Source organism: Acetomicrobium mobile, from assembly GCF_937920065.1.
The window spans coordinates 1-18,209 of sequence record NZ_CALETC010000135.1; the positions used below are offsets into that span (position 1 = coordinate 1).

At 45.5% G+C, this 18,209-nt stretch carries 16 protein-coding genes; 10 read left to right on the forward strand and 6 right to left on the reverse strand.

The window, feature by feature from the left end; all coding sequences use genetic code 11:
- From Q7P41_RS05385 to Q7P41_RS05410, 6 genes are all read right to left on the reverse strand, one after another.
- A partial coding sequence (locus tag Q7P41_RS05385) for a hypothetical protein (RefSeq protein WP_303882757.1) occupies positions 1–791 on the reverse strand: 791 nt, incomplete at its 3' end.
- Positions 792–1,015: 224 nt separating this feature from the next.
- On the reverse strand, positions 1,016–2,404 hold the full coding sequence (locus Q7P41_RS05390) for an MmgE/PrpD family protein (protein ID WP_303882758.1): 1,389 nt from the start codon (positions 2,402–2,404) through the stop codon (positions 1,016–1,018).
- Positions 2,405–2,545: 141 nt separating this feature from the next.
- Positions 2,546–3,916 carry an MmgE/PrpD family protein gene (locus Q7P41_RS05395; protein ID WP_303882760.1) on the reverse strand — a complete coding sequence of 457 codons (1,371 nt, stop codon included), beginning with the start codon at positions 3,914–3,916 and terminating at the stop codon, positions 2,546–2,548.
- A gap of 2 nt (positions 3,917–3,918) precedes the next feature.
- Positions 3,919–4,245, reverse strand: coding sequence for a DUF4387 domain-containing protein (locus tag Q7P41_RS05400; RefSeq protein WP_303882761.1), 327 nt, complete (start codon positions 4,243–4,245; stop codon positions 3,919–3,921).
- The gene (locus Q7P41_RS05405; protein ID WP_303882762.1) at positions 4,242–5,642 is read right to left on the reverse strand and encodes an MmgE/PrpD family protein; all 1,401 of its coding nucleotides are present in this window, start codon (positions 5,640–5,642) and stop codon (positions 4,242–4,244) included. The genes Q7P41_RS05400 and Q7P41_RS05405 overlap by 4 nt, the downstream gene beginning before the upstream one ends.
- Positions 5,643–5,644: 2 nt before the next feature.
- Positions 5,645–7,027: an acyclic terpene utilization AtuA family protein gene (locus Q7P41_RS05410; RefSeq protein WP_303882763.1), complete on the reverse strand. Its 1,383-nt coding sequence runs from the start codon at positions 7,025–7,027 to the stop codon at positions 5,645–5,647.
- A gap of 578 nt (positions 7,028–7,605) precedes the next feature.
- On the opposite strand from Q7P41_RS05410, the gene Q7P41_RS05415 reads away from it, so the two are divergent.
- From Q7P41_RS05415 to Q7P41_RS05460, 10 genes are all read left to right on the forward strand, one after another.
- The gene (locus Q7P41_RS05415; protein WP_369693140.1) at positions 7,606–8,862 is read left to right on the forward strand and encodes a 3-isopropylmalate dehydratase large subunit; all 1,257 of its coding nucleotides are present in this window, start codon (positions 7,606–7,608) and stop codon (positions 8,860–8,862) included.
- Positions 8,863–8,889: 27 nt separating this feature from the next.
- Entirely contained in the window at positions 8,890–9,402 is a 513-nt protein-coding gene (locus tag Q7P41_RS05420) for a 3-isopropylmalate dehydratase small subunit (protein ID WP_303882764.1), read from the forward strand.
- Between the two features lie 157 nt (positions 9,403–9,559).
- Positions 9,560–10,570: a TAXI family TRAP transporter solute-binding subunit gene (locus Q7P41_RS05425; protein WP_303882765.1), complete on the forward strand. Its 1,011-nt coding sequence runs from the start codon at positions 9,560–9,562 to the stop codon at positions 10,568–10,570.
- Between the two features lie 110 nt (positions 10,571–10,680).
- Positions 10,681–12,585: a TRAP transporter fused permease subunit gene (locus Q7P41_RS05430; protein WP_303882767.1), complete on the forward strand. Its 1,905-nt coding sequence runs from the start codon at positions 10,681–10,683 to the stop codon at positions 12,583–12,585.
- Complete coding sequence (locus Q7P41_RS05435) at positions 12,582–13,469, forward strand: oxaloacetate decarboxylase (protein WP_303882768.1); 888 nt, start codon at positions 12,582–12,584, stop codon at positions 13,467–13,469. Before Q7P41_RS05430 ends, Q7P41_RS05435 begins: the two co-directional genes overlap by 4 nt.
- A 160-nt stretch (positions 13,470–13,629) precedes the next feature.
- Entirely contained in the window at positions 13,630–14,637 is a 1,008-nt protein-coding gene (locus Q7P41_RS05440) for a DUF128 domain-containing protein (protein WP_303882770.1), read from the forward strand.
- A gap of 301 nt (positions 14,638–14,938) precedes the next feature.
- Entirely contained in the window at positions 14,939–16,093 is a 1,155-nt protein-coding gene (locus Q7P41_RS05445; RefSeq protein ID WP_303882771.1) for an ABC transporter substrate-binding protein, read from the forward strand.
- A gap of 131 nt (positions 16,094–16,224) precedes the next feature.
- Positions 16,225–17,106, forward strand: a complete 882-nt coding sequence (locus Q7P41_RS05450) for a branched-chain amino acid ABC transporter permease (RefSeq protein WP_303882772.1) — start codon at positions 16,225–16,227, stop codon at positions 17,104–17,106.
- A 14-nt stretch (positions 17,107–17,120) separates the two neighbouring features.
- Positions 17,121–18,002: a branched-chain amino acid ABC transporter permease gene (locus Q7P41_RS05455; RefSeq protein WP_303882773.1), complete on the forward strand. Its 882-nt coding sequence runs from the start codon at positions 17,121–17,123 to the stop codon at positions 18,000–18,002.
- Positions 17,989–18,209: ATP-binding cassette domain-containing protein (locus tag Q7P41_RS05460; protein ID WP_303882774.1), on the forward strand; the 221-nt coding region annotated here is incomplete at its 3' end. The genes Q7P41_RS05455 and Q7P41_RS05460, both read left to right, overlap by 14 nt.

The window sequence follows — 18,209 nt, forward strand, 5'->3', positions numbered from 1 at the left end:
CCGCTGGCCAGGTATCCTTTTTCGGCAAAGGAATGCATGACCGCCTTGGCCTCATCGACGTCTTTGCAGTGTTCTGCTATGTAGCGAGGGACGTAGTGATTCATAAATCCATCGTATTTTGGGGGATCTACATGGGGAAACTCTCCTTCGTATTCTCCTACGTACCATTCCTTGTGTTGCCATTGCGCAGGCACGTCGGCACCTCCGGCAAGTCCTTTCTCATTTACAAAGAATGACACTCCCGTATCTGCCGTACCCATAGAGCCAAAGAATTTGTAAGGTTTTTTATCTCCCTTTGGAACGCTGGTAATTTTTTTGAGATAGGCAGACTGCAAATCCTTAGCGGTTTCCCTTGTCTTATGAAAAATTATCTGTCCACCTTTGGTCGCCGGTGGAGCTATGGCGAAGGAAGTGCATCCGGAGCTTTCGTATAAAAGGGCAAGGTCCCTGTATCTTCCAAAGGTAAAAGCTATGTAAAGTTCCCTATCGATTCCAACTGCATCGGCAATCGCGTTCAGTTCTTCTATCCAATACGAACATTTAATCTCTTTTGAGAGGTCTATCGAAAGCTTGGCGAAGCGTCTAAGTTGTTCTTCTTTGCCTTCTGCCTTAGTCATGAAGGAGTTATATGCTTCAAGGATAGAATCACGATTAATTTCCCCCCACTTGGCGCCTACTTCTGAGGGGCTACCTTCCAAAATTACCATGTCTGCTGCATAACCCAACGTTGCTCCGAGCAGACAGAGGGAAACAAATGTTGCAATTAATAAAAGAACCTTCCTTCGCTTCAATTCCTATCCCTCCTTATATTTGGATATTCGTGAGCACCCAAAAATTAGGCCTACATCAATTTGTATTGTTCCTGGGTTTAGGATGGCAAAAGAGGATTGTTCTTTGGTAAATTATGAAAAAACCACGTCTATACCGTATAAATCGCTAAATAGATAATTTAAAATATTCGTATTGTAAGTATGTATCTTTAGAGCAGTAATCCTCTTTTGCCAAAATTTTTAAGCTAATCTTTTCTTAAAAGATCCACAAAGTCTCTGACGTTTTCAACTTCCTCGAGGTTAAATAGCGTATCGGCAATCTCATCGAGTTTTTTGTCGTTGGGGATTGCATTGTAGCCCAGAGTTTTGAACTTCCATAGGAGCTCTTCTTTTGTAAAGGGATTTTTGGGATGCCCTTTGGGGTAATTTACCTCCAGGTTGAATACGCGTCCGTCATTTAGATGGATGTCTATCTTTACGGTGTAGCGCAGTGCCCTTGGTAATTTTTCTATCTCAGGATCGTCAATGACTTCTACCTTTCTTGCGAACTCCAGTATCTTGGGATCTTTGATCTTGTCTTCGGTAAATTGGTCGATAAAGGCATTTCCTTCTAAGAGCGTAACTGCACATACGTAAGGATGGCTCAGCTGTGCAGAAACTACGCTTTTGATGTCGTCTACGTCAACGGAGTATTTTCGGGTTATAGATGTCGTGTGAACAACAACTTTTTTAATGTCTTCAGGCTTTATGTCCGGGTGCTCTGCCCTGAATTTCCTCAAGCCGTCTATCGTCGTATGTTTGCTTCTGCAAGTGGAGTAGAATTTCAGGCCAATTCCCATGAGTTCCCAACGATCGCCAAGGTCCCCGCAGGTGCGCTCTTCGTCATATATCCTATCGGTGAAGCAGTGGTAAAATCCGCCGAATTCGTTTTCTAGGACGTCTTCGATGCCGGTAAAGCCTTCTTTTGCAAGCAAGGCTCCAACGATTGCACCTTCGGAAGATTTAGAAGGCACAATTCTTTTTGCCATTGCCGCGAACTGTACCGCTTGCAAGCCGCTTGCCCAGTTTCCAGCAATGCCCATGGCATGTTGCATTTGTTCTGCGTTTAATCCGAGCAGTTTTCCTACTCCGGCTGTTGAACCAAATACGCATGTCGTTCCGGTATTGTTAAAGCCTTGGTGGGCCAGCTCCATGCCGATCGGGGCGGCTACGCGGCAGGCTATCTCGTAGGCCAGGGCTGTAGCAACCAAAAAGTCCTTTCCGCTTACGTTTTCAAGCATCTCGGCAAAGGAGGTAACGCATCCTAAAACACCTGTGGAAACGTGGATTATCCCGTCTGTATGCGTATCGTCCAGCTCGAAGGAGTTTATGGCCGATCCGTTGATCATCATGGCAGCCGTAACCGAAGTTTTTTCGCCCGTTCCCCATAAAGACGCTTCTTTTCGATCCGTTCTCGCAGTTAAGACGTCTTTGTAGATCTTCATCCATGGAGTGGTGGATCCGAAAAGTCCGCATCCGTAGCCGTCTAGTACGACGTTTTTAAGGTGTTCCATTACCTCGGAAGGAATGTCCTCGTATTTTAGATTGACTGCGAATTCGGATAGTCGTCGGCTCATTGTTTGTTTTTCTGACATATCATTTCCCCCTCTTTATTATTAAATTATTGAAATTTATTGCTTGCAAGCCTTTTAAAGTTTGCAAGTCGGTTATTGCTTCGGCAGCGCAAAGTTAAAAGTTATCAGTTAATCGTTTAAGAAGGACTCTTCTGCATGCTCTCAGGCTTCAAACCTAAAAAGCTTCATCATTTCTTTGACCCTGGCGTCAGGTGCAATGCGTAGCGTATTTTCTATGACCTTGGCTTGACTTTCCTTCGAGATGACTTGTCCTGTCACATCGACGAATTTTTCGATCAATTCATCGTCTGTCATGGGATTTTCGGGATCTCCCTTTGGATAATCCACGCGAGAAGAATAGACATTGCCCTTTTTATCTTTGATTTCTACGATCATGCTCCTGGGATTTGGATAGAGCTTTTGAATTTCAGGATCGATTTCTATGGTTATCTTCCTTGCAATTTCGCGCACCCTCGGGTCTTTTATCGCATCTTCTGTGTATTCTTGAAGCCCCGCCTTGCCCCTGACTAATATGGAAGCTATTCCGTACTGGATGCTCAAGCGTGCGTGTAAGACCGTTTGGTAATCGGGGATGTCAGAGCCCTGCTTGGCGTTTTTGTGCGTTAGGATGTGGATTTGGTCAATGTCATCTGGGGTCAAGGGATGTTCCTTCAGGATGTTTAAAGTGGCTTCGTTGGCATAATGGACGTATCTGCAGGATGGGTAAGGCTTGAAGTAAATGGATAATATATCATATTGGGCTCCTAAACCTTCCGTGATGGAAGAAATATCGTATTCATCGGAAAAACAGTGGCAAAAACCAAGGCGTCCCTCGATTATGCCCTTTGGACCTGTTAGGCCTTCCTTGGCCAATAGTGCAGTCAAGATTCCGTTTCTTGCCGCGTTTCCTGGATGTAAATGTTTTACCAGAGAACCGTCAATTTCGTATTGATTTATGCCAGAGGCCAAGCTTCCGGCAAGCCCTAGGGCATTGGTTATTTCTTCGATGTTAAGGCCTAAGACTTTGCTACAGGCAGCTGCCGTGCCAAAGTGAGCAATCGTTCCTGTAGGATGGAATCCTCGAAGGTAGTGGTGAGGGTTCATCGACTTTCCGATCCTTATCGATACCTCATAGCCAACCGCTATAGCGGTGATCAAGTCTTGAGCAGTTTTTCCTTCGGCCTCGCATATGGCAAGCGACGCCGGTACGATGGAGGACCCCGGATGGTAGGTCGCATGCCTTGAGCCGTCGTCCAGCTCAAGGGCGTGTGCTGCGATGCCATTTGCAAAGGCAGCCGTTTGAGGAGACCGCATTAGGGTGGTCCCTATTATGGTTGCGGTTTGTGGCTCTTCCAGAGTCTTTGCGTAACTTTGCGCGACCTTGCCGGACTTTGAGTGAAAACTTCCGGCTATGATGGCTCCGCAAGTATCCATCAGGCATCGTTTAGCCTGATGGATAACCTCTTTTGGCAAATTTTCGTAAGTTGCGTCATGTATGAAATCTGCCAAAGTTTCGGCGATGGTCTTGCTCATTGTTACTCCTCCCAGGGTATTTCAAGCGAAAAGAGGGGAGCATACTGCTGACAGCCGTAAACGTCAGTTTCAGACGGGCCGCCACTTGCTATCGGACGTCGATAGTTGGCTTTAATTCCCATGCCGGGATCAAAGAACATGAAATCTAAGATCTTTTCAGGTTCAACGTTATAAGCTTTAGCTATCGCTTCCCTGGTGATGACTCCGCTTTTTTTGACCTTTTCGTAAATTTCCCTATCGTCGAATATGATTTCAAGGGTTATCATGAAGCTTCCGGCATTTTTGCTCCTTACAGTTCGCGCCAAATCACAAATATTTTTTGTCTTCATGAACAATACCTCCCAAAGTGTTCAATGATATCATCGAAACTCTGCTTTTCAGTCTCTTTTTCTATCACTATTTGCCATAGGTCCTCTAAAAACTCTTTCGGATAATAAGGTGATAACATTGCTTCTAATTTTTCCTTGAGGTCTCCGTCGCTTACCGGATTTTCCGGTTCTCCCTTGGCAACGGGGATGTATTTTTCAAAGCTTCTTCCGTCCTTTAAAACTACTTTCATGTGAGCACCCCTTTCTTCGGGGTACAGGTCATTTAATTTTTCATCTTCTATTACACGAACTTTTTCTGCCAAGGAGATGAGCTTCGGATCACTTAACGTCTCAGGTGTATAGTCTTGTAGCGTGACGTTTCCTCGAGTCAACGCTATTGCTACGGCAAAGGGCAGGCTAAACATAGCCTCTTGCTGGGTCTTTGGCACCTGTATCCGGCCAACTTCCACGATGCCAAGCCTGTAAGTTTTGACTTCGATGGATTCTATATCTGCCGGGTCACAGTACAGCGTTTCCCTGGCTTCTCGTGCCAGGTCTATGGCGGCATGACAATGTCTGCAAGTTGGATAAAGTTTCGTGTAGGTGTAAAGAATCTCAAATCGCGAGCCCAGATCACCAACCAGGGCTTCTTCGGAATAATCCGAGTCGCACATTGCCTTGAGCCAACCGTGTTCACCCTCAAACAGAGTTCTCGGAGCCTTTGCTCCGCGCTTCGCCAGGTCGGCTGAAAGGACACCTGCAGCAGCAGCCTTTCCCGGTTGAAGCGGCTTTACGCCCGGATGGTCGTGAAGCATTTCTTGTAATCCTGCGCTTTGAAGGCCTCCCATGGATATGGCGTATGCCGTTTCCGTCGAATCCAATCCTAAAAGTTTCGCGCATGCCGCTGCAGCTCCGAGAGCTCCACACGTTCCCGTTGAGTGAAATCCTCTTTTAAGGTGTGCAGGGTTTATCGCTCTTGCCGCTCGAAGCATCATGTCGTAACCGATGACTATGGCTAAAAGAATTTCGGCGAAGGAGCTTTTTTCCCTCTCGGCCATTGCCAAAACGGCAGGTATTATGGCCACGGCAGGATGTGACGTTCCCCATCTGTGTCCGTCGTCGAGTTCTATGGCGTGAGACATTACACCCATGCCAAGGGCTGCGTTCATGGCAGGCATCTTTTTGCCAATGCAAAGCAACGTCGATTCTTCTTTGCCGCCAAGTTCTACAAGATAAGGATTAACCGCTTTGGCTAATTCGCCGACGAAAAAACCGGCGGCAAGCTCGCCCAATAAGTCGACTAACGAACGTTTGGCCTTATTTATAACCTCAAGCGGGATGTCATCGTACGAAATCGACGCGTAATAATCGGCTAATTTACAAAGCAGCGTATCTTTTATGTTAACGGCCGAGCCCATTTTTACTTTCCCCTTACTGTTTCAAAGGAAAACCTGAATATCTTGTCATCCAAAGGATCATCTAAGCGCAAGAGATGGTCTATCGTCCATCTGTAGCATTTATTCCTGGGATATAGAGGTTCGTCCGTCAACAAAGCGACTGATCCTCCAGATGCATTCATCTGTCCCGGATAGCTCATGTAGAAGAAACGGAATTTCGCACACTTCGCGACGGAAGTGGCCAACTCTTCGTCTTTAGATATGGCCTCTATGACGATGGCAAGTTCGTGGCTTGTAATTTGTTCTTGAGGTTCAAAATCTTTCATGATCGCGTTTTTGCCGTAAACATGGAAGTAGAGATCGTAGTCTTTGTCTCTGTGGGGGCCTATTATATCGGAAACTTTTGCTCGAGTATCTTTTAAGATCTGGTCTATGTTAGCTATGGCCCTTGTATCCCTTATGCCTACCAAATGGTAAACCCTGTAGCCTACCTCTCCGGCCCCTTCAAGTTTAACTTTATAAGAGCCATCGGGTGAAGGGAGAAATTTACTGCCATAAACTCTAGTGATGCGGTCCGTTTCCGCCACATACTCGCATTCGTGCATGTCAAGAATGCCACCAGGCACACCTTGCACAAAGGGGTTTGTCCTTTCGTACATGGAGTGAGCGGCGACGCTGTGAGGCGTTGCACGTTGCGCCGGGTGCATCGGTTCGATGGAGAAGTATTCCTTGGTGACGGTCGCTATGATGGACTCTTTGACCATCTGAGGCCAGCAAACCAAGGATGCACATTCCGCCGCCTTGCCCATGTGCAAGCTTATGCCCCTGGGAAATCCCTTAAAGATGGGATAAGCGGCTAAAACGGCGTCATCACAGGCTCTGCCTGCCAGTATTACATTTGCGCCTTGCTCCAAGGCATGAATTATTTGTTCTACGCCCATGGATGCCGTGACGTTTGTAGTTTGGTCTAAGATTTCCTCGGTGAGTTCGTAGGGGGCATCAAGAGGTTCGATGTCTTTTAGCCTTTTTTTGAGTTCGTCTTTGTTGACTTGTGAGTAAATTAAAGCCATTTTGAAGGGTTCCAGCTTGTGTTTCTTGGCCAGCCTTCTTATAATATCTGCGTACCTGTCAACCGTCTTATCGGTCCCGGTGGTGCTGCATGAACCGACGATCATGGGAACGTTTCTTTTTCTGCTTTCCACTAAAAGAAGCTCTAAGTCGTGTTCTTCCCACTCGATTGGGTTGTGAGGCATGTCGGCGCCCAAGAATGTTGGACCTGCATCAGCAGTCCCAGCGTCTGCGGCAAAGCAATCAATTTGGCGCTTAAGCCCTTCGTTGAAAGATCCCTCTTCGATGATGTTATCGCCCAAGTTCCCAGTAGATACTAACAATGAAATTTTTTCCAATTCGATCCCTCCGATCGCGTCGTAATGCTTTTCGTACATAAGTAATAAATAACGGATACCTATTTCCACTCAGCAAAAAGCTTATCATGCATATTATATTTAGTCAATATTCAAAGAGAAGACAAATTGTGAAAAAATTCTGCCGTATCTTTCATACAGCATTATAAAGAAAGTAACATCATTATGATAATTGGCCATACCCTGTTTGGCTTTTCCTTTGAACGAATCATTAAACTAATTGGGGTTTTCTTAAATGATGAATCCTGAAATCCTGCCTCGGAGAGAGCAAATAAAAACCGGAAAGGTAATATAAGAATTATTTATTTACTTAGCTATTTATTGTTTCTCAGTTAGCTCAAGTAACGCCTATAACATTAAGATATATTTGCGAAGAACAGGTTGTTTTGCTATTGACAAAAAATTTATACGTGGTATTTTTTTATTGACTTATGGAAATTGATTTCCAATCTTGCATGCTTTAAACATTTTTCTTCATTAAATCCTTTTTAATCATTGTACAGTACTTTGACTCGCGTAACGTTTATTTTAAGATAGTAAAACGACAGGAGTGCATAGACGTGGGAAAAACGATTGTGGAAAAGATCATTTCCAAGCACCTAGGCGAAGAAGTAAAGGCTGGAGATTTCTGCGTAGTGCCCGTCGATATGTTAATGTGTCACGACTCTACGGGCCCCCTTGCCATAAAGGCTTTCAAGGAGTTCGAAAAGGATCGTGTATGGGATCCGACCAAAGTCGTTTTCGTCTTGGACCACGCTACGCCAAGCCCCAACGAAAGAGTCAGCGGTTTGCATGACATGTTGCGAAGCTTTGCAAAGGAGCAAGGCATACAGCTTTTTGACGTAGGTGAGGGCATTTGCCATCAACTGGTGTTAGAAAAAGGATTAGTTCTTCCGGGCGACATCGCCCTTGGGACGGATTCCCACACATGCACTTACGGCGCGGTGGGAGCTTTTTCTTTCGGCATTGGATCGACCGATGCAAGCGGTGTTTTGCTAACGGGAAAGCTATGGTTGAAAGTTCCTCATACGATTAAACTGGCAATAGACAACAAGTTGCAGCAAGGTGTATATCCGAAAGATCTTATCCTTCATATTATCGGCTTATTAAAATCGGACGGAGCGGACTACCTTTGCATTGAATTTGCTGGCGAATGTATCGATGACATGCCCATGGGAGAAAGGATGACTTTGTGCAACATGGCCATAGAGGCTGGCGCAAAGGGTGGAATAGTGGCACCCGATGCCAAAACCCTTGAATGGGTCCGCAATCGTTCATCTCGCTCTTTTGTTCCTCAGAAAAGCGATGAAGATGCTTATTTCATCGACGTCCTTCGCATTGACGCGGCAAAGCTGGAACCCCAAGTCGCCTTTCCTCACACCGTTGACAACGTTCACCCCATTACAGATGCAATTGGCACTCCAATTCAACAAGTCTTTATAGGAACATGCACCAACGGGCGCCTGGAAGATTTAAAAGAAGCAGCGGCGATTTTAGGCGGCCGTCGTGTTCACAAGGACGTGAGACTCCTCGTTTGTCCTGCTTCCAGGCGAATTTTGATTGAAGCAACCAAAGAAGGCGTCATTTCCTCCTTGCTCGAAGCAGGAGCTACTATAATCCCGCCGGGCTGTGGGCCTTGCCCGGGGACCCACTTAGGTGTCCCGGGAGACGGTGAAAACGTGATATCTACCGCAAACAGAAACTTTAAAGGCCGTATGGGAAACAATAAATCAAATATATATTTGGCCTCTCCCGCGACATGTGCCGCTTCCGCGATCGAGGGGAAAATAGCTGACCCGAGAAAATACTTACACTGAACCGATCTAAAAGAAAGGTGATAACAGATGAGCGACTTTTCATTAAAAGGACGGGCCCACAAGTTTGGAGATGACATCAATACTGACTACATTATAGCGGGCAAATACACCAAAACGTTAAACTTAAGCGATCTGGCAACTCATTTGTTCGAGGATATCGATCCTGATTTTTACAAAAAAGTAAAACCCGGAGATGTAGTCGTGGCAGGAAGAAACTTCGGCTGCGGTTCTTCCAGAGAACAAGCACCCGTTGCGATAAGAGAATCGGGCATTTCAGCTGTTTTGGCGAAGTCCTTTGCGAGGATATTTTTTAGAAATGCAATCAATATCGGACTTCCAGCCTTGATTTGCGATACGGATGAAATTAACAAAGGTGACGAATTGGAGATTGACCTAGAAAAAGGAATTGTTTTTAACGTCACCCGCAATAAAGAGATTTCAATGGAACCGATGCCTGCCATCATGAAAGACATCTTAAAAGAGGGTGGATTGGTGTCATTTTTAAAGAAACACGGCGATTTTATCAAGAAAGCCAATTAATCTGATCTAATTCGGGCGAAAAATAATCGTCCTTTATAAAAAAATTGTAAAAATGAAAGTAAACAGCATTTAGGCTATAGGGTAGTTAAAAGGGTAGGATTTTTTGCTTAAGTTTGGAAGCAATATAAAAATATCATATTAAAAGGAGGAGGAAAGTATGAGAAAGAGAGGATTTTGGATTGTCTTCGTTGTTATGTTCGCACTTCTTTTAACTTCGCCAGCGATGGCTCAGAAACATTATCTCAACATGGGAAGCACTTCATCTACTTCGGGAGTATATGCTTGGTGCGTCGCGACTGCAAATGTGGTAAACAAGGCCGAAAACGATATCCAGGTTACTGTTATTGAAAGCGGTGCAGCATTAGACAACTTGCGTAAGATCAAGGAAGGGGTTTTTGATTTCGCACTATGTGTTGACCTGCCTTCCGCTTTTCAAATGGTAAAAGGCATGGATACCTTTGAAAAAGAGCAGTGGGGAGACATCCGGTGGCTTTTTATGCGCAACATCACCGCTGATCGCCTGTACGTGAGGAAGGATTCAGGAGTCACCACATTTACCGAGCTGAAGGGCAAAAAATTCAGCCCCGGCATTCCCGGTTCCGCATCGGCAGAGTATATTCGTAAGTTCAACGAACTCTTGAGTGCTGGTATACAGCTCATTCCCGCAGCTTACGGCGATGCCATCGATGCCCTAAAAAACGGCGCTATAGTCGGATTGCAAAAGACATCTCCACTGGACAGCTTAGATGCCTCAATGATCGAAGTTAACTTGACTCTTCCCGTCACGGTCATTGGATATAGCGAGGACGACGTGGCAAAAATAAGGGAACGCTATCCTTACATGATTTTCTTGGAGACACCGAAGGGCAAAATTAAGCAACTGCCTGACGTAGGACCAGTCGTGGAAGAGTGTGCAATAGTTGGTGCCGTAGCTTCAACAAGGTTGCCCGAAGAAGTGGGATATGAGATCGTAAAAGCTTATGTCGAAGGTCTCGAAGAAGTAGCATCGGCATATCCTGCCATAAAGGGATGGGACCCGGTAGCCGATTTCTTTGAAAACGTTCCTCCCGGCGGAGAAATTTACGCCCATGCAGGCTTGGTACGTTATGCTCAAGAGAGGGGCGTAGAAGTCCCTGAAAGGTTTATTCCACCTGAGTACAAAAAGTAGGCAGAAGTAGCTAAGACAGGTTTGGCAGCCGACGTTACATTTTTAATTTCTAAGTACTTTCGTCGGCTGCCGTAAATGTGCCTAAAATAAAGGGGGATTAACAGTTTATCATGACTACTAAAGATAATATTGATGCTCCCGATATAAAGACTTCCATCATTTTTTGGACAGCAGTCGCGCTTTCTGTGGTACAGTTAACCGTACCCATATTCCTTCATTTGCTTGATTTGCAGCTGAGAGCTATCCATGTCGGCATCGGATTGTCGCTTGCCGTTTTAGTGTTTCCCTTTTCTAAGAGATATCGTGAAAACAAGTTAACTACTTTAGATATTGTTGAACTGCTCATCATCATTGCGGCGAATATAAACATATATTTAAAGACTCTTCAGATATACATGTACCCCGGAAGTGCAAGAACAATCGATTTGTTGCTCGGCATCGCGCTTGCCATCGTCGTTTTAGATGCCACTAGAAGGGCCGTCGGGTGGGCCATTCCTATCATCGTAATCGGGTTGATATTTTATGCGCTGTTCGGTTATATATTCCCCGGCATGTGGAAATTGAGGGGCTTGTCGTGGAAGTTTGTCGTAAATTCTATTTACTTCTCACCGTTGGGTATATATGGAAGCGTAACAGCCATGTCAGCAACGTTCATCTCGCTTTTTATAATATTCGGATCGTTGCTGTCTGCAGGAGGCGGAGGAAAGACCTTTATAGACATCGCCTTTGCCCTTACTGGCAAATGGAGTGGAGGTCCTGCTAAAGCAGCCATTGTGGCCAGCGCGCTTTTTGGAAGCATATCGGGTAGCGGCGTGGCAAATGTCGCGGTGACTGGAAATTACACTATTCCAATGATGAAAAAACTGGGGTATCCTGCTGACTTTGCCGGAGGCGTTGAGGCTGTTGCCTCGACGGGCGGCGGCATAACTCCGCCTATAATGAGCATCGCTGCCTTTATGATGTCTGAGTTTTTGGGGATATCTTATTTAAAGATCATAGGTTATGCTATTATCCCTTGCGTACTTTATTACACTAGCATTTATGCCGGCGTACAATTTATGACTGAAAGGCTGGGGTTGGCTCCCATACCGGAAGACGAAATCCCGAATTGGAAAGATATACTGACTTTCAGGCGACTTTCCTGTCTTGTAATTCCGATAGCTATTTTGTTGGGATTGATAGCCGTTGGAAGGCCGCTTCTCACTGCGGGTTTTTATACCTGCCTTTCTACCATAATACTTATGCTTATAACCGATATACCGGTGAAAGGGATAAGGGCAAGTCTTCGCAACATGCTTGATGCATTGTACGACGGCGGTGTAAGTCTTGCGAGGATCGTTCCCATCTTGGTATCTGTGAGCATTTTGGTCAACATGGTTGGCATAACGGGCATCGCTCCAAAGATAAGCAGTTTGATCATGGAAGTTGGAAGAGACAATTTCATCATCGCCCTCATGATCGGCACAATCGTTCCTTTTCTTCTTGGCACATCGCTTCCCGTCGTTCCCACTTATGTACTTTCCCTTTCCATCCTTGCGCCCCCACTGCTAAAGCTTGGTGCAGATGAGGTAGCATTGCACCTATTCTTCATTTACTGGTCTTTGCTCGGAGGGATTACGCCTCCCACTTGTACTCAAGCTATAGTCGCGGCCGGTATTTCTAAGGGAGATTGGTTTAAAACCGGAATTAACGCGATGAAGCTGGGTGCCGTTGCCTTCATAATGCCATTCTTCTTCGTGTGGAATCCGGCCTTTGTAGGTCGAGGCGCTTCAATGGAGATCTTGATTTGTGCTGTGACGGGATTTTTGGGAGCAATCTCTATGGCTTACGGATTTTTCGGGCATATAAAGAACAAGTTAAACCCTGTTTTTAGGATCGTATTTTTTCTTGGAGGATTGCTATTGCTATTCCCGGATCATTTGTACTCCTCGGTGGGGCTGGCTCTTGCCGTCGTAACGTTAATAATTGAAAAAATGATGAATAAAAAAATCAACCTGGAGGGGTTATCAGCATGAAAAAGTCTACGCTATTAAAGAATATGATCATGGAAAAGAAAGCCCTTGTTTGTCCTGGCGCGCATGACGTAATGTCTGCCAAGCTCATAGAGCGTGCGGGATTTAAGGCTTGTCAGGTAAGTGGTTTTGGGCTTTCGGCGACCTATTTGGGGCTTCCGGATATGGCTTTTTTGTCCTTCGCTGAGGCCTTAAACTTTTCTAAAAACATCATAGATGCGGTAAATATACCCGTCATGGTCGATGCGGACACGGGCTTTGGCAATGCAGTAAATGCCATGCGAGTGACTGAGGAGTTTATTAAAATCGGTGCAGCAGGCATGAATATAGAAGACCAAGTATTTCCGAAGCGCTGCGGACATCTTGAGGGAAAGCAAATCATTCCAATGGAAGAAATGGTGTTGAAAATAAAGGCATGCATAGAAGTCAAAAAGAAGTTGGATCCCGATTTTGTCGTTAACGCCAGAACTGATGCCATTGCAGTAAGTGGCGTAGAAGAAGCTATAAAGCGGGGTAATGCTTATGCAGAGGCCGGTGCTGATTTGATATTCATTGAGGCACCGCGCACCAGAGAGGATATAATAAGGCTGGTAAAAGAAATTAAGGCGCCGATCAGTATCAATCTGTTTGATGCCGTGAGCGGCGGCAAGACTCCGCTCATAGATATCGATGAACTGAAAGAAATGGGGGTTGCTCGAGTGAGCATTCCTGTAGGTCCTTTATTTGCAGCCGTAAAGGGCATGATGAATTACCTCGATGTGATAAAAGATGGCATTGCCGAAGGAAGGACTGACCTAGTTGTCCCATTTGCTGAATTTAAGGAATTGGTGGGCTTTAACAAATATCGAGAGCTTGAAAAGAAATTTCTGCCTGAATATATCCCTTAAGTTAAGGTGACTTCGTATTTCAGGCATGTAACGCAGGTTATTTCAGAGAATCCTTGTAGCGTTGTTTTATAAATCGTATAAATAATCGGAGGGCGTCAGGCGCAGCTTCCGGCACCCTCCGATTAGCTTTATATATTGATGTTTACGGAGATGGTATGTGGTGGAAATACGAATTGGCGATAACTTAGAGGAGTATCCTCCCACTGTTATAGAGATATTGAGAAGTCTTTATTTTTCCGAAGATCCGTTAACTTCTGTGGAGTTAAGGGATCAGTTGGCCAAATGCGGGTTCACTTTGGATGACAGAACCATTCGCTATCATTTATCTAATTTAGAAAAAGACGGCTTGGTAACGCGCTTGGGGAGAAAGGGAGTCTTGCTAACTCCGGATGGAAGTGAAGAGGCCAGGGCCATTTTTGTCTTCGACAGGATAGGCATGTCTTCCATGGAGACGGAAATGCTCATAGTGAAAAGCGATCTCGACCTTTGCGCCAACAAGGGAAAAGTCATCGTAAACATCACTTCTGTGCCAGAAGAAAGGTTTGACGAAGCATTATCCTTATTGAAGGAGATATCAAATTCCAACGTTATAGTATCACCTTTAGTGGCTATACTAGAGGGGGGCCGACGGATATGGAATTACAGGGTCCCTGAGGGGCAAAAGGCGATCCTTTGCCTTTCTTCTGCAAACTACGATGTAGTTTTGAGACGTTGTGGTGTGCACATAGAGACAATTGCTACAGGACTTTTTAGGTTGCAAAATTATGAGGGCAAGGGCTTCGTCGACATCATCTCTCACTCGGGGACCACTTTAAGCCCCGGTGAGCTTTTGATAAGGGGAGGGTTTACCGACGTAACTTCGGCTATGCGCACTGGGAGAGGATGCGTGACAGCAGCCATAAAGACATTTCCTTCTTTCATGTATGAGACCGTGATAGAGGCCGTCAAGAATTGCCGAAATGATAACATGAGAGGCCTTTTTGAAATCGGGTACCTCATGCCCCCGAAGTATCAAATGAGCGTCAAGGATCGGACTCGCGGCTACATGCTCGTCCTTGGAGGTGCAAATTACCTTGCGCCCTTACTTGAATGCGAGATTAGCACGACTCTTTCCATATCATCCGGCCTTTATGACATAGAAGAAATGCGGCCACCCCATAACATGTAATTGAGAAGTTTAATTGTATAAGTCCTTATTATATTTATGCTTAAATGGCAAAATTGGCGATTAGGTTCTCTTATTTTGCTTAATGTGTGTAGTTTTGACTAAAGAATCAAATATACATACAGAAATGTCTCTTTATTTAATCTGATTTGATCCTATCATTTTGAAAAGTCCCAAATTCACGTACATTCTATGTCAGTGCAATAGTATGTCATATTGACAAAATAAAACCTCCTGTTTATAATTCTGAATAGTTGCTTCTAAGATGGAAAAATATTATGAAATTAAGCGGGGGTGATCGTCCTTGCGAAAGGGGTTATTTGTAGGCGTTGTAATTGCAATTGTGTTGTTGGCTGTTGGCATGGCAACAGCTCAGGGAACGGTCAAGATCGGTTATTTGGCGGCGCTAACGGGTGATTGGGCGGCTTATGGTCAAACTGAGGTGAAGGCAGCTCAATTGGCGGCGGAAGAAATTAACGCTAAAGGCGGCGTAAAGGGAATTAAGATCGAGATCGTTCCATACGACTTTCGCACCAGAGCCGAAGATGCGGTAAACGCAGTTAGAAGGATGATAGAACAAGACAAAGTCCACGTCATCATAGGAGCGAACACAAGCGGTATCAATATAGCCACGGCTCCGATCGTCAATCGTGCCGGTGTATCGCAAATTGCAACCGTAGCGACAAACCCCTTGGTTACCGTGGACGAAAGCGGAAAGGTTCGCCCCTATTCTTTCAGGATATGCTTCACGGACCCCTACCAGGGAAAGGTTCTCGCCTTTTTTGCCGCTCGTGAGATGGGAAAGAAAAAGGCGGCGATCCTTTACGATGTGGGTAGCGAATATTCTCAAGGCTTGCGAGAATTCTTCATCAAGAATTTCGAGCAATATGGTGGGCAAATGGTAGCAGATTTAGGCTTTCGAGGCGGAGTAGACGTGGATTTCAGGGCCCAGCTGACCGAGATCAGAAACTCGGGTGCGGACGTATTGGTCCTTCCAAACATGGGCAAGGAGATGGCCCTTACCATTAAACAAGCCAGAGAGCTGGGAATGAAGGATCTACTGATCATAGGCGGAGACGGCTATGGCGAGTTCATGTGGGAAATCGCTGGCGATGCGATGGAAGGTACTTACTGGGTAAACCACGTTGCCCCGGGAGATCCAGCAATGGAGCCCTTTTTCACAGCTTATCAAGATAAGTACAAAGATGAATGCAAGGAATTCGTCAACGGAGTCTTGGCCTATGATGCCGTTCACTGGGTAGCAAATGCGGTAGAAAGGGCGGGCAAAGCAGATCGTAAAGCTATTCGAGATGCCCTCGAGTCGACGAGTGGCGTTCAGCTTAATCACGCAACGCTGACGATCGATCCTGCAGACCATAATCCTAAAGATAAAGATGCCGTTATATTAGAGTGTAAGGACGGGAAATCAAGGTTCTTCATGAAGGTAAAACCGGAGTAGGAAGAATCGCAAATCGCTTTTTGCGCGTGGGAGTTGGCGTTAAAATAGGGAGGTGAAGTGTCTTCTTCGCCTCCCTTTGTTAAATAAAGCAATGATAAAAAGCCAATACGCCAAATAAAGGAGTGATATCCTTGGGTACTTTTGCACAGCAGCTCATAAACGGCATTTCTCTCGGGTCGGTATATGCCTTGATAGCCGTGGGGTATTCGCTTGTTTATTCGATCTTGCTTTTCTCCAACTTCGCTCACGGAGGTTTTATAGTTATAGGAGGCTACACATGCTATTATGCCTTAAGATCCATGGGCAACAATATATGGGTTGGGGGTTTTCTTGCACTTTTAGCGACGGGGATCGCGGCTGTCTTGACCGAAAGGATAGCTTATCGACCCATACGGGAGCGCACTGACATTAAACTTTACCTTTTGATCGCCTCGCTGGGGATGAGCATAGTCATAGAAAACCTCTTCGTTGTCACCATTGGTGGGCGTTTTAGAGCGCTGCCGCCCGTCATTCCAACGAATCCCGTTCGTCTTTTCGGCATTACGACCACGAGCGCCTTCGACTTGTTATCCATGGTGGTCGCCGTGATTTTTTTGACGGGGCTGCAACTTTTTATCAAAAAGAGCAAATGGGGACTGGCCATCAGGGCTGCCGCTTGTGACTTAAGGACTGCCGGCTTGATGGGCGTTAACGTAAACATGCTCATATCCATAGTGTTTTTCGTTGCGGGAGTTTTGGCTGCAGTGGGCGGGATATTTCTTTCCGTTCGCTATACTTTGTATCCTCAACTTGGAGCCATTACGATAAAAGCCTTCGTAGCCGCCGTGGTAGGCGGCCTTGGCTCTCTGCCTGGAGCGGTCGTTGGAAGTCTCATATTGGGGCTTGCGGAAATGTTAACGGCAGGCTTCATATCCAGTCAGTTGCGTGATTTGGTGGTCTTCTCACTTTTGGTCATAACCTTGCTTGTCAAGCCCACCGGCTTGTTCGGCAAAGAACCCTTGGAAAAAGTGTAGGGGGATAGCATGAAATGGGCTATTTTGGCGGAATAATAATTCTTTTATGCATAAATTCTATAGCTGCAATGGGAGTTTCGCTCCTTACAGGTTTCACTGGAATATTTACCTTGGGGCACGCTGCCTACATGGCTTTGGGCGCATATACTACGGCAATACTTACCGTCCAATACGGTGTCCATTGGTTTTTGGCAATTTTAGCTGGCGGAGTTATTTCCATGACAATAGCCTATCTCATAGGCATACCTACCCTTAAGTTAATGGGCGACTACTATGCCATTGCTTCCATAGGATTGGTCGAATCGATAAGGTTGATTCTGGAAAACTGGCAATCCCTGACAAAGGGAGCAAGAGGATATCCCGGCATTGAAGGGTTTACTACGCTACCGGTGGCTTTGATCTTTCTTGTCGTCATGACAATAGGGATGATCAATTTGATAAATAGTCGTTACGGAAGGGCCTTTAAGGCATGTCGCGATGACTATCTGGCGGCATCGCTTCTGGGCTATAATACTGCATTTTATAGAATTTTAAGCCTCGCCATATCGGGCTTTTACTGCGGTATAGCGGGTGCTTTGATGGCAGGATTTATGACTTTTATACAGCCTGTGATGTTTGACATGATGAAATCAACGGAACTCACATCTGTTGTGGTCTTTGGCGGATTGGGTTCCTTGAGCGGTACGCTTTTGGCTTCAACAGTGATCACTTTAGTTGTAGAGTTATTCCGTCCCATATCGCAATACCGAATGCTAATCTACGGAGGAATATTGGTAGCTATAATGGTGCTTAGGCCCGAGGGAATAATGGGTTCTTGGGAGGTATGGGACTTATCTAAAGGCCTTTCTTTTGTTCGCACCAAATCAAAAAGGGGTGGGAACGATGGCCTTTCTTGAGCTCCTTAACGTCGATAAATCCTTCGGTGGCGTAAAGGCTGTACATAATTTTACACTCACCGTCCAAGAAGGCGAGTTGGTCGGTCTTATTGGGCCAAACGGGGCGGGGAAGACGACGGTCTTTAACCTGATAACAGGGCTTTACCCGGTAGACAATGGTCAAATCTTCTTTCAGGGTGAAGACTTGAGCCCTTTAAAACCTTACGA

What these genes read in the sequence shown, in the direction of transcription:
- Q7P41_RS05420 (WP_303882764.1), top strand. Translation starts at nt 8,890, where the DNA reads ATGAGCGACTTTTCATTAAAAGGACGGGCCCACAAGTTTGGAGATGAC.
- Q7P41_RS05405 (WP_303882762.1), bottom strand. Translation starts at nt 5,642, where the DNA reads ATGGGCTCGGCCGTTAACATAAAAGATACGCTGCTTTGTAAATTAGCC.
- Q7P41_RS05430 (WP_303882767.1), top strand. Translation starts at nt 10,681, where the DNA reads ATGACTACTAAAGATAATATTGATGCTCCCGATATAAAGACTTCCATC.
- Q7P41_RS05455 (WP_303882773.1), top strand. Translation starts at nt 17,121, where the DNA reads ATGGGCTATTTTGGCGGAATAATAATTCTTTTATGCATAAATTCTATA.
- Q7P41_RS05400 (WP_303882761.1), bottom strand. Translation starts at nt 4,245, where the DNA reads ATGAAGACAAAAAATATTTGTGATTTGGCGCGAACTGTAAGGAGCAAA.
- Q7P41_RS05425 (WP_303882765.1), top strand. Translation starts at nt 9,560, where the DNA reads ATGAGAAAGAGAGGATTTTGGATTGTCTTCGTTGTTATGTTCGCACTT.
- Q7P41_RS05395 (WP_303882760.1), bottom strand. Translation starts at nt 3,916, where the DNA reads ATGAGCAAGACCATCGCCGAAACTTTGGCAGATTTCATACATGACGCA.
- Q7P41_RS05390 (WP_303882758.1), bottom strand. Translation starts at nt 2,404, where the DNA reads ATGTCAGAAAAACAAACAATGAGCCGACGACTATCCGAATTCGCAGTC.
- Q7P41_RS05435 (WP_303882768.1), top strand. Translation starts at nt 12,582, where the DNA reads ATGAAAAAGTCTACGCTATTAAAGAATATGATCATGGAAAAGAAAGCC.